This window comes from Rhodococcus sp. NPDC059969 (assembly GCF_042738325.1).
Lineage (GTDB): Bacteria > Actinomycetota > Actinomycetes > Mycobacteriales > Mycobacteriaceae > Rhodococcus_F.
On the sequence record NZ_JBHWUF010000010.1, the window covers coordinates 212,213 to 225,610 of the forward strand.

16 protein-coding genes are annotated in these 13,398 nt (G+C 62.7%); 10 read left to right on the forward strand and 6 right to left on the reverse strand.

Annotated elements, in window-relative coordinates; translation table 11 throughout:
- Positions 1-16 precede the first annotated feature (16 nt).
- Together ACFWAD_RS24340 and ACFWAD_RS24345 are read right to left on the reverse strand one after the other, a co-directional pair.
- Positions 17-460, reverse strand: coding sequence for a MarR family winged helix-turn-helix transcriptional regulator (locus tag ACFWAD_RS24340; protein ID WP_378548542.1), 444 nt, complete (start codon positions 458-460; stop codon positions 17-19).
- Between the two features lie 33 nt (positions 461-493).
- Complete coding sequence (locus tag ACFWAD_RS24345) at positions 494-1,057, reverse strand: TetR/AcrR family transcriptional regulator (protein WP_378548545.1); 564 nt, start codon at positions 1,055-1,057, stop codon at positions 494-496.
- A gap of 88 nt (positions 1,058-1,145) precedes the next feature.
- Between ACFWAD_RS24345 and ACFWAD_RS24350 the strand changes: the two genes are divergently transcribed.
- The gene (locus ACFWAD_RS24350; RefSeq protein ID WP_378448531.1) at positions 1,146-1,826 is read left to right on the forward strand and encodes a lysophospholipid acyltransferase family protein; all 681 of its coding nucleotides are present in this window, start codon (positions 1,146-1,148) and stop codon (positions 1,824-1,826) included.
- 49 nt (positions 1,827-1,875) lie between these two features.
- Positions 1,876-2,589 (forward strand): lysoplasmalogenase, encoded by a 714-nt coding sequence (locus tag ACFWAD_RS24355; RefSeq protein ID WP_378548548.1) that lies wholly within the window; start codon positions 1,876-1,878, stop codon positions 2,587-2,589.
- Positions 2,590-2,593: 4 nt separating this feature from the next.
- Here ACFWAD_RS24355 and ACFWAD_RS24360 read toward each other — a convergent pair whose 3' ends face one another.
- Positions 2,594-3,037: a hypothetical protein gene (locus tag ACFWAD_RS24360; RefSeq protein WP_378448530.1), complete on the reverse strand. Its 444-nt coding sequence runs from the start codon at positions 3,035-3,037 to the stop codon at positions 2,594-2,596.
- 34 nt (positions 3,038-3,071) lie between these two features.
- Here ACFWAD_RS24360 and ACFWAD_RS24365 point away from each other — a divergent pair, with 34 nt between their 5' ends.
- The 5 genes from ACFWAD_RS24365 to ACFWAD_RS24385 all read left to right on the forward strand — a co-directional run bounded on the left by ACFWAD_RS24365 (position 3,072) and on the right by ACFWAD_RS24385 (position 7,148).
- Complete coding sequence (locus tag ACFWAD_RS24365) at positions 3,072-3,854, forward strand: SDR family oxidoreductase (RefSeq protein WP_378548551.1); 783 nt, start codon at positions 3,072-3,074, stop codon at positions 3,852-3,854.
- A 68-nt stretch (positions 3,855-3,922) separates the two neighbouring features.
- Complete coding sequence (locus ACFWAD_RS24370; RefSeq protein WP_378548554.1) at positions 3,923-4,522, forward strand: DUF6636 domain-containing protein; 600 nt, start codon at positions 3,923-3,925, stop codon at positions 4,520-4,522.
- A complete protein-coding gene (locus ACFWAD_RS24375; RefSeq protein WP_378548557.1) occupies positions 4,522-5,214 on the forward strand; it encodes a TrmH family RNA methyltransferase in 693 nt (230 codons plus the stop codon). The genes ACFWAD_RS24370 and ACFWAD_RS24375 overlap by 1 nt, the downstream gene beginning before the upstream one ends.
- A 57-nt stretch (positions 5,215-5,271) precedes the next feature.
- Positions 5,272-6,393: a glycoside hydrolase family 76 protein gene (locus tag ACFWAD_RS24380; protein ID WP_003944321.1), complete on the forward strand. Its 1,122-nt coding sequence runs from the start codon at positions 5,272-5,274 to the stop codon at positions 6,391-6,393.
- An 11-nt stretch (positions 6,394-6,404) separates the two neighbouring features.
- On the forward strand, positions 6,405-7,148 hold the full coding sequence (locus ACFWAD_RS24385) for an alpha/beta fold hydrolase (protein WP_378548560.1): 744 nt from the start codon (positions 6,405-6,407) through the stop codon (positions 7,146-7,148).
- Here the strand turns inward: ACFWAD_RS24385 and ACFWAD_RS24390 are convergent.
- Positions 7,075-8,058, reverse strand: coding sequence for a GNAT family N-acetyltransferase (locus ACFWAD_RS24390; protein WP_378548563.1), 984 nt, complete (start codon positions 8,056-8,058; stop codon positions 7,075-7,077). The two genes, ACFWAD_RS24385 and ACFWAD_RS24390, sit on opposite strands and share 74 nt — an antisense overlap.
- A gap of 90 nt (positions 8,059-8,148) precedes the next feature.
- On the opposite strand from ACFWAD_RS24390, the gene ACFWAD_RS24395 reads away from it, so the two are divergent.
- Both ACFWAD_RS24395 and ACFWAD_RS24400 read left to right on the forward strand, forming a co-directional pair.
- Complete coding sequence (locus tag ACFWAD_RS24395) at positions 8,149-9,501, forward strand: LLM class flavin-dependent oxidoreductase (RefSeq protein WP_378548566.1); 1,353 nt, start codon at positions 8,149-8,151, stop codon at positions 9,499-9,501.
- A 44-nt stretch (positions 9,502-9,545) separates the two neighbouring features.
- Positions 9,546-10,673 (forward strand): GTP-binding protein, encoded by a 1,128-nt coding sequence (locus ACFWAD_RS24400; protein WP_378548569.1) that lies wholly within the window; start codon positions 9,546-9,548, stop codon positions 10,671-10,673.
- 11 nt (positions 10,674-10,684) lie between these two features.
- On the opposite strand, the gene ACFWAD_RS24405 is transcribed toward ACFWAD_RS24400, so the two are convergent.
- Positions 10,685-11,347, reverse strand: a complete 663-nt coding sequence (locus tag ACFWAD_RS24405) for a DedA family protein (protein ID WP_003944306.1) — start codon at positions 11,345-11,347, stop codon at positions 10,685-10,687.
- Positions 11,348-11,376: 29 nt separating this feature from the next.
- Complete coding sequence (locus ACFWAD_RS24410; protein WP_378536116.1) at positions 11,377-12,120, reverse strand: VTT domain-containing protein; 744 nt, start codon at positions 12,118-12,120, stop codon at positions 11,377-11,379.
- A gap of 203 nt (positions 12,121-12,323) precedes the next feature.
- Here ACFWAD_RS24410 and fbaA point away from each other — a divergent pair, with 203 nt between their 5' ends.
- Positions 12,324-13,361, forward strand: a complete 1,038-nt coding sequence (gene fbaA / locus ACFWAD_RS24415) for a class II fructose-bisphosphate aldolase (RefSeq protein WP_021343256.1) — start codon at positions 12,324-12,326, stop codon at positions 13,359-13,361.
- Positions 13,362-13,398: the final 37 nt, after the last annotated feature.

Sequence of the window (13,398 nt, forward strand, 5' to 3'; positions counted from 1 at the left end):
TTCAGTGGTGGGTATTTCAGCTGGGATCGGAAGTTTTGATGATGGAACGCAATTCGGCCAATCCTTCGGCCAGCTTCTTGATCTGTTCGGGCTCGAGTTCGACGAAGTGGGGGACCAGGGCGTCGGCGATCTCGTTTCGCCCTTCGTTCAGGATCTTTCGCCCCTTGTCGGTCATGGCGACTCGCACTGCCCGGGCGTCCTCCGGGTCGGCGCGGCGTTCGACGTAACCGTGTTCACCGAGTTTGCGCAGTAGCGCGGTGGCGGAGGGTTGCGAGCATCTGTCGAGGCGGGCGAAATCGCTGATCCGCATTTCGCCGTACTCCTCGAGGAGTGAGAGTGCGCGCAGCCAGGCGCGTGGGTACTGATCGGACGCGAACGAGCCTGCCAGCTTCGCGAAGCGGTGCGTGTTGCTCACGAGGTCGACGAGTAGGTCATGCAGTTGCTGCTGGTCATCTGCCACGTGAAATATTATTGCATAGGTTAACTATGTAAATCAACGAGTGTGTGGCAGATGATCCGTCACAGTCGTGGTGACCAGCGCGGCGATATCGAAGTCTGGGGCGACGAGCGCGAGGCTTCGATTTGCCGCCAGCACGGCGACCCCGTGGGTTCCCGTCCAGATGCTCAGTGCGGAAGTAGTGGGATCGGACGCTCTTGCCGATTCGGTCAGTGTCCGGAGAGCTGTCAAGAGGGGGAGTGAGGACTCTCGAAGGTTGCTGCCCGCACCCTCGAGGAGGTCGTGGCGAAACATCAACTCGAACATCGCCGGTCGCTCCTGGGCGAATGACACGTATTCGATTGCGGCCGAGATCAATCGGTCGCGTGCCGATTGTTTGCCGGTGAGGATGGGATCGAGCCTGTCGGTGAGGTCGACAAGCCCGTGGAAGGCGATCGCGGCGAGCAGGCTGTTGTGCGTCGGAAAGTATCTCCGCGGGGCTCCGTGCGACACGCCCGCCCGACGCGCTATCTCCCGTAGCGTCAGTTCCGTGGGGCCGTCGGCATCGAGAATCTCGACGCCGGTGGCGACGAGCGTTTCGCGAAGGCTGATGACGGTCATAGAAGACAGTGTCTACTATTGCGGACGTAGACAGTGTCTACCCGCGTGTGGAGACGGTTCTCGGTGATGTGCAGAGAGGTGATGCCCAGTGCTCTATTGGTTGTTCAAATTCGTCCTGATCGGCCCCGTCCTGTGGGTGTTCGGGCGACCGACGATCGAGGGCCAGCACAACATCCCCAAGAAAGGGCCGGTGATTCTCGCGGGAAACCATCGGGCAGTCGTCGACTCGTTCTTCCTGGTTCTCATGGTTCGCCGACGCATCACCTTCGTCGCGAAGAGCGAATATTTCACCGGGACCGGTGTGAAGGGCGCGATGCAGCGCTGGTTCTTCGGCGGTGCAGGTCAGGTGCCGATCGACCGTAGCGGCGCCGACGCCTCCCGTGCGGCGTTGGACACGGCCATCGGGATTCTCGACAAGGGCGGCGTCTGGGGGATCTACCCCGAGGGAACACGATCACCCGACGGATGCCTGTACAAGGGAAAGACCGGAGCGATTCGTGTCGCCCTGGAAACCGGGGCGCCGGTCATTCCCGTCGTCGTGCACGGCGGCGACGCCGTCAACCCGCCGGGTACGCGGATGTGGCGCTTCAGCAAGGTCCGGATCACGGTAGGGGAGCCGATCGACTTCTCGCGATATCGCGAACTTCGTGGCTACCAAGCCGTCGTGCGCGCGGCGACGGACGAATTGATGACGGTGCTCTGTGAGCAATCGGGGCAGGAATACGTCGACGTCTACGGCGCGGACGTCAAATCCGGCGATGCCGCTTGAGTGACCCAGTACGGTCGCTGTTGGACGTGTAACCAACAGGAGGATTGTGATGGCGGGCAAGTGGGGCATCGAGCACGCAGTTTTTGCGGCGGCGACGGCAGCGACCGTGGCCGGGGCAGTAGTCGGTAACGAGCGGGTTCAGCAGATCGCGAAGCCGTTGATCGCACCCGCCCTGGCTGCCCGAGTGCTGCGCAAGCGTTCGGAGACGGAAACCGCCGATACCGCACTGCTTCTGGCCGGCCTCGCCGCTGCAACCGTCGGCGACGTGTTCATGATCGACCCGGACAACGACGCCCGCCTGATCAAGGGAGCGTCGTCGTTCGCGGTGATGCAGGCAAGTTACTCAGCGCTCCTGCTGCGCCGCGGCGCTCGCCCGACCCGAGCTGCCCTGCGGCCCCGCATCAGCGGTTGGTCGACGGCGTCCGGTCTGCTCCGTGCCAAGGCGCCGAGCGTGTCGACGCCGCTGACCGGATACGGATTGATGTTGGGAACCACCTCGACGTTGTCGGCGGACCCCGCTCTGGCGCCGCAGGCGAAGGCCGTGCTCGACCTGGTCGTTCCCAACAAGGATCGACGCTCCTGGCTCGGTTTGGGCGGAGTGCTCTTCACCGCGTCCGACGGACTGATCGTGGTTCGTCGACTGTTCATTCGCGGGACTGCGGGCCGCGCCGCTGCCGAGGGCGTGATCTTGGCGTCGTACGCGGGCGCACAGTTGATGCTGGTGGAGGGCATGTTGGCGCTGGGACGCAAGAAGAGCGTCTAGTTTTTCACGGGCACAGCATGATTCGGTCTCGGTTCTTCGGGTCCACCAGGACGGTAACCGTGGATCCGGGAGTGATCTTGTCTTTGTACTCGGGTCGGATCTCGTATTCGATCCGGCCCGAGTACGAGTCGGAGCCCGGAACCGTGAGATGAAGTGCGAGTTTGGCCAATTCACCGTCGACGGTTCGGCGCAGGGGAGTGACCGTGTCTATTCGTGCCCATCCTTCGAGGCCGTGCTTTTCGAGTTTGCGTTCGGCGCGGGTCGGGCGGTTGGCCCAGGCCATTCCGAAGCCGAGAACCGAGCCGAAAGCGGCGAGCAGTCCGCCGATCTGATAGGGCAGCGTGCCAGGGGGAGTGTGCTCGACCAGCCATCCGAGCCACACCGCGAGCACGATCAGATACCCCACCGCGATGAAACACACGGTGTGTACGACGCGACGGTGATTCATCAGATTTCCTCCACATCCAGGATAGCCTGACCGCATGAGCGAACCGAACGTCTTCATCACCGGTGCTGCGGCGGGAATCGGGCGGGAGACGTCGCTGTTGTTCGCGCGCAACGGATACCGCGTCGGTGCGTTCGACATCGACGACGCCGGCCTTGCCTCCTTGAAGGCCGAGATCGACGGTTTCGGTGGCAGTGTCGTGACGGGAGTCCTGGACGTCACGGATCCACTCGGCTGGGCGCAGTGCTTGGCCGAATTTGCCGGGGAGTCAGGGCGTCTGGACATCCTGGTCAACAACGCGGGCGTGCTCTCCTCGGGAAGATTCGAGGATATTTCTCTTGCGGCACATCGCCGAATGATCGACATCAATGTCACCGGCACCCTCAACGGCACGCACACGGCTTTTCCGTACCTCCGCGATACCGCCGGGGCGCAGGTGGTCAATCTGTGCTCCGCCTCGGCGATCTACGGCCAACCCGAACTCGCGACCTACGGCGCCACCAAGTTCGCGATCCGCGGCTTGACCGAGGCGCTCGATCTTGAATGGGCGCAGCACGACATCCGCGTATTCGCCCTCTGGCCCCTGTTCGTCCAGACGGCGATGGTCACGGGAATGGACACCGGTGCCACCAGATCGTTGGGCATCAAACTCACCGCCACCGACGTCGCCCAGGAGTTGTGGGCGGCCACGCGCGGCGCTGGACGCATCCACAAGGTTCACTACCCGGTCGGAACTCAGGCGAAGCTCTTCCTCAGTGCGTCGCGGTTCTCGCCCGCGTGGCTCTCACGGTTGATGAACAAGCGCGTCACCAGCACTTAGTCGGCCACACGATAGAGTGCACTGTCGGCTGTTGCTGGGCCAAAGGTCACGTGTGTGGAGGTAGTCGGGTGGTTCGTGTTCGGGTGGGGTTCGTGTTGTTGAGTGTCGGGTCGGTGCTCTTGCTTGCCGGGTGCGGCGGCGAGGCGGATTCAGCGCCGACGGTAGCGGCGCAGCCCAGTTCGGCCACCACGACCGCGGTGCCGACGACGACAACCACCGTCGCGCCCGTCGTCACCACGACCACCGAACCTCCGACCACGACACTGCCTCCGACGACGACGCTGACGGACGTGCAGTTCGAGCGCAACGAGTCGTACTACTTCACCACGCCCGACGGGAACTTCCAGTGCGGCATCATCAAGTTGCCCACCAGAATCGAAGCCGGGTGCGAGGGTACGACCACCCCGGTTCCGCCGCGACCGGAGAGTTGCATGGTCAATTGGGGCAACGGCATTCGCGTCACCGACGAGGGTGAGGGTGCTTTCATGTGTTCGGGCGGTGAGGTGTACACGTCCGGCGGCCCCGATGCCGATCCGGTGTTGGCGGCCGGCCAACCGCTGAGCAAACTGGGTTTCATCTGCACGACCACCGCGACAGACGTCTCGTGTGTCAACGATCAGACCACGCACGGCTTCACGGTGGCTGCAAATTCCAACGAGGTGTTCTGATGACCGAAGTCGCTGCCGAAGATGTTTCCGGCGGGGCCGGCGAACCGGGACCCACCGAGTGGGGCGAGAACCCCAACGGCGTGGGGCCGTGGACCGAGGAGTACGACACGGAACCTCCTACCGACGAGCGCTACGACCCGGTACTTCTGGCCGAGGGGGATCGTCGAAACGTCTTGGACGAGTACCGGTACTGGACGCGGGAAGCGATAGTCGAGGACATCGACTCGCGTCGTCACACCATGCATGTCGCCATCGAGAACTTCGCGCACGACGCCAACATCGGCACGGTGGTCCGCACAGCCAACGCGTTCGCCGCAGCCGCTGTTCACATCGTGGGGCGTCGGCGCTGGAATCGGCGGGGCGCCATGGTGACCGATCGATACCAGCACATCGTTCACCACGCCGACATCGGCGAGCTCGTCGAGTACGCCCGTGAGAATTCACTCACGATCGTGGCTGTGGACAACACTCCCGGGTCGGTGCCGCTGGAGACTGCCAGCCTGCCGCGAGAGTGCATCCTGCTGTTCGGCCAAGAAGGGCCTGGGGTGACCGAACACGCGAAAGAGGTTGCGTCCATGACGGTCTCGATCGCACAATTCGGTTCGACTCGCAGCATCAACGCCGGAGTCGCGGCCGGCATCGCGATGCACGCGTGGGTCCGTGAGCACGCCGATCTCGCCGATTCCCGCTGATCCCGCTCACGTATTCCGGCTAGCGCGTAGCGCCTCGACCAGACAGGATAGATAGTTATGCAGGAAGTGTGGGCAGAGCGGGCCGATGCGGCTGAGGGCGCGATAGTCAGTCGTCACCTTCGGCGCCTGTGGGGGATGCCCCGGACAGCACTCGGCGTGGTTGCCTGGCCTGCAGTTCGGCGCGAGCGGATGTTCAAGCCGTGGCACTACTGGTGGCAAGCACACCTGCTCGACACTGCAATCGACGCACTCGAACGTGACCCGACACCCAAGCGTCGTCGCCGGGTGGCGAAGGTTGCCCGCAGTGTTCGGGTCCGCAACGTCTCGGCGTGGACCAACAATTACTACGACGATATGGCATGGCTGGGTCTATCCCTCGAACGTGCTCAGCGCATGTTCTCGGTCGATCACCGGACTGCGGTCCAGGCGCTCGAATCGCAGCTCTTCGATTCGTGGTCCCCGGCCGACGGCGGCGGTATTCCGTGGTGCAAGGGCTCCGATTTCTACAACACCCCGGCAAACGGGCCCGCCGGAATCATGCTGGCGCGCACCGGAAAACTCTGGCGTGCGCAGGCAACAGCCGACTGGATCGACGAGACGCTGCGGGATCCGGACTCCGGACTGATCTTCGACGGTATTCGACGCGACGGCACCCTCGAGCGCGCGATCTACTCGTACTGTCAGGGCGTCACGCTGGGGTTGGAAACCGAATTGTCGACGCGATTGGGCGAACCGCGTCACCGCGAGCGAGTCCACAAGCTGGTCGACGCCGTGTACGACGGCATGACCGAGTACGGAGTCATCACGGGCGGTGGCGGGGGCGACGGCGGATTGTTCAACGCCATCCTGGCTCGTTATCTCGCGTTCGTGGTGGTGAACCTGTCGTGGGAGACCCACGAGGACCTGCGAGCGCGAGAACTTGCAGCGCAGATTGTTCTGTCCTCCGCGGAAGCTGCCTGGAACAACAGACTGCAGATCGAAGGCCTGCCGCTGTTCGGACACGACTGGACCAAGGACGCTCAGTTGCCGAGTCTGTCCGGCGACATCGCCACCTTCGCCGCCGGGACGGTGCGCTCGTCGAGTGTGCCCGAGCGAGACCTCTCGGTGCAGGTGGGCGGGTGGATGCTCATGGAAGCCGCATTTGTCGTCTCGGCGGCGGGATACCCCCGTAAGCGTTAGGCTTCTCCGTCATGGAATCCCGGCACGTGATCGACACTGACGGCGTTCGTCTTCACATCGACGTCGGTGGGTCAGGGTCGGACGTTCTGGTTCTCTCCGGCGGCCCGGGATGCGTTCACTATCTTGCTCACGACGCGCTGCTTCCTGAAGGAATGCGTGCGTGGTGCCCTGAGCCGCGTGGAGTCGGACGGTCCGGTGGCGGCGCTCATACGATGGCGCAGGCTGTTGCGGACCTCGAACTGGTCCGGCACATGTTCGAGATCGACAGCTGGGTCGTACTGGGTCACTCGTGGGGATCCGACTTGGCAGTGAGGTACGCACTCGACTGCCCGGAATCGGTGTCCAGCGTCGTCGGAATCGCGGGGCACGGCCTCCACAAGGACCGGCACTGGTCGAAGCAGTACGAAGCGGGGATCGAGCCGGACCCGCAGATACCTTGGGAACCTGTTGTCTGGCAATCGCTTCAAGCGTCGTTCATCGAATGGATTCATGAGCCACAGCTGTTTCGGCAGTTGGCCGACTCACCCGTGCCCATGACATTTCTCGCGGCGGCCGACGACATTCGCCCGTCGTGGCCGTTGCAGCAATTGGCCGCGCTGGTGCCGAACGGTAGTTTCGCGGTCATCGACGGTGTTGCACACAACTTCTGGCAGTCTCACCCGGACCTGTGGAGGAAGATCGTCACCGAGGCGTGTGCGATGCAATCTCCACCAGGATTCGCTCCGCAACAGTCTGGTATCCCAGTCTCCGATTGACGGTCAGCATCGGGTGGTTTTCCGCGTTCACCGTTGTGTAAATCTCTCTCAGCAAAGGAAATTCAGCTGCCAACACAGACGCTTGTTGCTCCTTGACCCACTGAGCGAGACCATGCCCGCGGTGTCGGGGGAGTACCACGGTGTCGTGCTGCGAAGCGTGGGCGCTGTCATTTTCGTCCACCGTCACCACTGTCGCTGCGGCTACTTCGCCGACGGCGTCGTCGACCGCGCAGCACACCAGGAGCACCTGAGAGCCACCGGTCATCTTCTGTTCCCACGATCTGAGCTCCTCGACTCCCCAATTACGTTCGGGCATCTGCAGTCCGGCGCCCGGTGCGTCGAGGAGTCGGTTCAATGCCTCCGAGAAAGAGTGGACAAATTCGTCCGGGGTTCGGTTGCGCCAACTGACGATTCGATAGCCGGGGCGGGTGCTGTGTGCGGTGGGAGGGCTGAGGTGCTGAACCTGGTTGGCCAGTCGAAGCAGCACGCGATGGCTGTCGAACTGCTGCAGGAAGTGTTCGGCTGCACTTCCCGTGCGCGCAGTCACCCTGATTCTGCGCACGCGGTACCCGGCAATGTCGGCCTCGACGAGTTGGGCAAGTGCCCGTCCCGCTCCTCGTCGTTGCGCATGGGGACTCACGTACATCCGAAACTCCGCGAGATCGGCGTCCGCTGAATTTCTTCGCGCCTGGGCGATACCGAGAACCTCGTCGGTGCCGGCGTCGCGTGCGATCCAACGCCACACGTCGACCGAATCGTCTTCGGTCTCGATCATTTCCGCCAGCGCAGTCGCTGTCGGCGACGCTCCGGAGAGGCGGCGCTGGCCTTCGGAGAACAGTTCGCACCATTGCCGAAGAACGGGTGATGTCCTCAGAGACGGTACGAACTCGGCTACAACTACAGAGGTCACCCATGTGACGATACCGAGCACCCACTCGGAGTTGGAATCACACGAACCGTAACCCTGTCGGAGGAAGGTGGTTGTTGCCAGCATTCAGGCATGTCTGATTCCTCGCGCCAACTGAGCCTCAACGCGTTCATTCACCCTGCCGGCCATCACGAAGCGGCGTGGCGTCATCCGTGGACGACACCGGAACGTCTGTTCGACGTCACGTACTTCCAGGAGATCGCTCGTACCGCCGAGGCTGCGAAGTTCGACGGAATCTTCTTCGCCGACGGTCCGGCATTGCGCAGCGACGTCGAGCACGGCCCCGCAGGGACTTTGGAGCCGATCACGTTGCTGACTGCCATTGCAGTGGCGACCGAGCGGATCGGTTTGATCGCGACGGCGTCGACCACGTACTACGAGCCGTACAACCTGGCTCGGCTGTTCGCCTCGCTCGACCACATCTCCAACGGACGCGCGGGGTGGAACATCGTCACCACCGGCACCGATCTGGCAGCAGCCAACTTCGGGCTGGCCAAGCACCCGGATCACGGTGACCGGTATTCGCGTGCACGGGAATTCGTCGACGCGGTGGTGCGGCTGTGGGACAGCTGGGAGGACGACGCGATCAGTCTGGACCGCGAGAGCGGAATCTACGCGGACAGAAACAAGATTCACGAGATCAACTACGTCGGGCGGCATCTGCGGGTGCGGGGACCGTTCAATGCACCACGAACGCCGCAGGGATACCCGGTGCTGGTGCAGGCCGGTGCGTCCAACGACGGTCGTGCGTTTGCCGGACAGTACGCAGAGGCGATTTTCACAGCGCACCAAAGGCTTTCCGACGCTCAGGCGTTCTACACCGACATCAAGTCGCGGGCTGCTCAGTTCGGCCGCAACCCCGACCACGTCAAGATCCTGCCCGGAATCAGCCCCTTCATCGGTGACACCGAGGAGCAGGCCAAGGCGCTCGAACGGGAGTTCAACGAGTTGACTTCGCCGGAGTACGGGCTCGCGCAACTCGGTGCACTCACCGGGACCGATGTTCGGAATCTGGAACTGGATGCACCGGTTCCCGTCGAATTGTTCGCGGCTGCAGGCGATGTCACCGACAACAAGCAAAGCAGATTGCAGGTGATCGCCGGCATCGTCGAGCGCGAGCGTCCGACGGTTCGGGGCCTGCTTCATCGATTGGCGGGTGCTCGCGGACATCGGGTGTTCGCCGGAACCGCCGAGCAGGTGGCCGACACTATCGAGGAGTGGTTCACCAGCGGTGCTGCCGACGGATTCAACGTCATGCCGCCGTACTACCCGGGTGGACTCGAGATCTTCGCCGAGCGAGTGGTCCCGATCCTGCAGGACCGCGGGCTGTTCCGGACCGAATACTCGGGTACGACGCTTCGCGATCATTTCGGTTTGCCGAGGCCCGAGAGTCAGTTCTCGGGTAGTGCGTCCGCAGTGCAGTAGGCCCGATAACCGTTGTCGATAACGACAACGGTTATCATTAAGGGATGAAGCAGCTACCAGTAACTGTGCTGTCCGGATTTCTGGGCGCAGGCAAGACCACACTCCTCAACCACATCCTCGCCAACCGTGACGGTCGACGCGTCGCCGTCATCGTCAACGACATGAGCGAGATCAACATCGACGCGGCCCTCGTCGCGGGCCAGGGCCACCTCGATCGCACGGAGGAGAAGTTGGTCGAGCTGACCAACGGATGCATCTGCTGCACGCTGCGTGAGGATCTGATCGACGCCGTCGGCGCTCTGGCGCGAGAAGGACGGTTCGATCAGTTGGTGATCGAGTCCACCGGCATCTCCGAACCGATGCCGGTGGCAGCCACCTTCGACTGGGAATTCGAGGACGGCTTCAGCCTCGGCTCGCTCGCGAAGCTCGACACGATGGTGACCGTGGTGGATGCGTCGACCTTCCTCGGCGAACTGGCAAAGGGCGAACGACTCGACGAGCGCAACCTCGAAGCCGGGGAGGGGGACGGACGAAGCATCTCCGATCTCCTGGTCGATCAGGTGGAGTTCGCCGACGTCGTCTTGCTGAACAAATCCGACCTGGTGAGCCCGCGGGCGGCAGGAACAGTCGAGGCAACGCTCCGCAGGCTCAACCCCACCGCTCAACTGATTCGGACGGACCACGGAAAAGTCACCCTCGATCGCGTCCTCGAAACCGGTCTCTACAACCCGGAGCTCGCTGCGCAGGTACCCGGTTGGGACGAGGAACTGGCCGGTGGGCACACCCCGGAAACCGAGGAATACGGAATACGCAGCGTCACGTATCGCGCCTCGCGCCCCTTTCATCCGGCCAGGCTCGAGGCTGCGCTCGGTCAATTCGCCGGCCTCTTGCGAAGCAAAGGATTCTGCTGGATCGCCAGTCGGCCCGAATTCGCCGCGATCTGGTCACAGGCAGGCCCCAACCTCGTCATCGAACCGGCTCAACTGTGGGCGTCGGCGGCGGAGGTGCCAGGGCAGGAGATCGTGTTCATCGGAGTGAAACTCGACCCGGCGGCGCCGTCACGAATCCTCGATCCGGCACTGCTGACCGATGACGAACTACGCGAAGGACCGCGGGCCTGGACTCGCTACGAGGACCCGCTGCCGGCGTGGGACCAGAGCCACCTGCACTGAGCAGACAGCTTCTAGTCGAGGACCTCTTCGACCTCGACGTCTTCGGCCGGACGGGCCATCTCCTTGCGGTACTGCCAGATGCCCAACGCGGTACCGATGACCAAGCTGACCATCATCACGATCAGTACGGCGGGCAGCAACCACGGGACACGATCGAGGAACGAGCCTCCGTAGAAACCGAGCAGCAAAAGCACCGGTGCCCAGATGATCGCGCCGATGGTGCTCGCGATGGTGTAGCGCGTGTGGTTCATCTTGGCTGCGCCCGCGACCATCGGGCACAGGGTGCGCACCCACGGAACCCAGCGGGCAATCAGGACCGCCCAGAACCCGTGCTTTTCCAACAGGATGTTGACGCGATGCAGGTTTTTCTCGGTGAAGTACTTGCCGCCCTTACGGGCTTTGATGTGGTTGCCCGTCCGGTGGCCGATGACGTACCCGACCTGGTTGCCGGCAATGGCAGCGATCATCGCGCCGACAGACAACGCCCACACGTGACCTGCACCGGACTCGTGGCCGGCAAGAACGATTCCGGCTGTGATGAGTAGCGAATCACCGGGGAGAAACAATCCGAGGATGATCGCGCACTCGATGAAGACGAACGTGACGACGATGATCCAGACCAACAGAGGCCCGGCAGTCTCGAGCGGGGAGAAACTGCCGGATGCGAGCGTCATCGTCGTCAGTTCTTCGCCTCGTTCTGCAATCAGGGGGTGGGGTCTTCGGGGACTGTCACCGTCGAATTATCCGTAGTGGAAGTATTCGCCGGTTCACTGCGTCTCGACGACAAAAGTCGCTTTCCGATTTCGAAAATGATCGGCAGAACCGACACCAGAACGATGCCGATGAAGATGATGTCGATGTTGTCACGGATGAAGCCGATCTGCCCCAGCCAGTAGCCGAGAAGCGTGACGCCTGCACCCCACACGATGCCGCCGACGATGTTGTACGTCAGGAAGACCGAATACTTCATGCGCGAGGCACCGGCGACCAGCGGAGCGTACGTGCGCACGATCGGAACGAAGCGTGCGAGGAAGATCGTGATCGGGCCGTGCTTCTCGAAGAACGCATGCGACTCGTCGATGTACTTCTTCTTGAAGATGCGCGCGTCGTTGTTCTTGAAGAGAGCCGTACCGCCCTTGATGCCGATGTAGTAACCCACCTGATCGCCAAGAATCGCGGCGATCGGAATGGTGAGGAGCAGCAGCCACAGTGGTGCGAATCCTTCGACCTCACTGGCTCCGGAACCTGCCGCTGCGACCAGACCGGCCGTGAACAGGAGCGAATCACCCGGGAGCAGCGGGAACAACAGCCCTGATTCGATGAAGACGACCAGGAGGAGACCCAGCAAGAACCAGGTCCCGAACGAGTTCAGGAGATGGACGGGATCGAGGAAGTCCGGCAGCAAGGCCAGATTGGTCACGGATTCAGTTGCTGCCAGCACATTCACGGAGGCCAGAGTACCGGCCGAATCTGAGTGTTTCCCACCCCCGCAGGTAATCGCGTCGGTCTCGGTGGCTGATGCCGGGGTTGTACGACGGCCGAGACCGCAAAGAGACGTGGCGAGTAGGACTTGCCATACTGCTTGGACCACACGAAGCGCTTTCACATCGACGAGCGCTCCGAACGACACGTATATGGAGGACTCCCGCCGTGCCTATCGCAACTCCCGAGGTCTATGCCGAGATGCTTGGTCGGGCCAAGGAGCATTCCTTTGCCTTCCCCGCCATCAACTGTGTCGGCTCCGAATCCATCAACGCAGCCATCAAGGGTTTCGCGGACGCCGGCAGTGACGGCATCATCCAGTTCTCGACGGGCGGCGCCGAGTTCGGTTCCGGTTTGGGCGTCAAGGACATGGTCACCGGCGCTGTTGCGCTCGCCGAGTTCGCACACGTGATCGCGGCAAAGTACGACGTCACCATCGCGCTGCACACCGACCACTGCCCGAAGGACAAGCTGGACACCTACGTGCGTCCGCTGCTCGCGATCTCGCAGGAGCGAGTCGACGCGGGCCGTAACCCGCTGTTCCAGTCGCACATGTGGGACGGCTCGGCCATCCCGATCGACGAGAACCTGGCCATCGCCAAGGAACTGCTCGCCCTCTCGAAGGCTGCACGCATCATCCTCGAGGTCGAGATCGGTGTTGTCGGCGGCGAAGAAGACGGCGTCGAGGCCGAGATCAACGACAAGCTCTACACCTCGAGCGAAGACTTCGAGAAGACGGTCGACGCCCTGGGCATCGGCGAACAGGGCAAGTACCTGCTCGCTGCCACCTTCGGCAACGTCCACGGCGTCTACAAGCCGGGCAACGTCAAGCTCAAGCCCGAGGTTCTCGAAGAGGGCCAGAAGGTTGCCGCTGCCAAGCTCGGCCTGGCTGCCGGCTCTCAGCCCTTCGACTTCGTCTTCCACGGCGGATCGGGATCGCTGAAGTCGGAGATCGAGGATTCGCTGAACTTCGGCGTCGTCAAGATGAACGTCGACACCGACACGCAGTACGCGTTTTCCCGTCCGATCGCCGGACACTTCTTCTCCAACTACGACGGCGTCCTCAAGATCGACGGCGAGGTCGGAAACAAGAAGGCGTACGACCCGCGCAGCTACCTCAAGAAGGCCGAAGCAGGCATGACGGCTCGCGTCGTCGAGGCGTGCAACGACCTGAAGTCGGCCGGACGCTCGGTGTCCGCAGGCTGATCGGTTTCACAACTGAGCTTCACAGAACAAAATGCTG

Coding starts and splice junctions, on each gene's coding strand:
- ACFWAD_RS24345 (WP_378548545.1), bottom strand. CDS start 1,057: ATGACCGTCATCAGCCTTCGCGAAACGCTCGTCGCCACCGGCGTCGAG.
- ACFWAD_RS24355 (WP_378548548.1), top strand. CDS start 1,876: ATGGCGGGCAAGTGGGGCATCGAGCACGCAGTTTTTGCGGCGGCGACG.
- ACFWAD_RS24360 (WP_378448530.1), bottom strand. CDS start 3,037: ATGAATCACCGTCGCGTCGTACACACCGTGTGTTTCATCGCGGTGGGG.
- ACFWAD_RS24365 (WP_378548551.1), top strand. CDS start 3,072: ATGAGCGAACCGAACGTCTTCATCACCGGTGCTGCGGCGGGAATCGGG.
- ACFWAD_RS24375 (WP_378548557.1), top strand. CDS start 4,522: ATGACCGAAGTCGCTGCCGAAGATGTTTCCGGCGGGGCCGGCGAACCG.
- ACFWAD_RS24380 (WP_003944321.1), top strand. CDS start 5,272: ATGCAGGAAGTGTGGGCAGAGCGGGCCGATGCGGCTGAGGGCGCGATA.
- ACFWAD_RS24385 (WP_378548560.1), top strand. CDS start 6,405: ATGGAATCCCGGCACGTGATCGACACTGACGGCGTTCGTCTTCACATC.
- ACFWAD_RS24395 (WP_378548566.1), top strand. CDS start 8,149: ATGTCTGATTCCTCGCGCCAACTGAGCCTCAACGCGTTCATTCACCCT.
- ACFWAD_RS24400 (WP_378548569.1), top strand. CDS start 9,546: ATGAAGCAGCTACCAGTAACTGTGCTGTCCGGATTTCTGGGCGCAGGC.
- ACFWAD_RS24405 (WP_003944306.1), bottom strand. CDS start 11,347: ATGACGCTCGCATCCGGCAGTTTCTCCCCGCTCGAGACTGCCGGGCCT.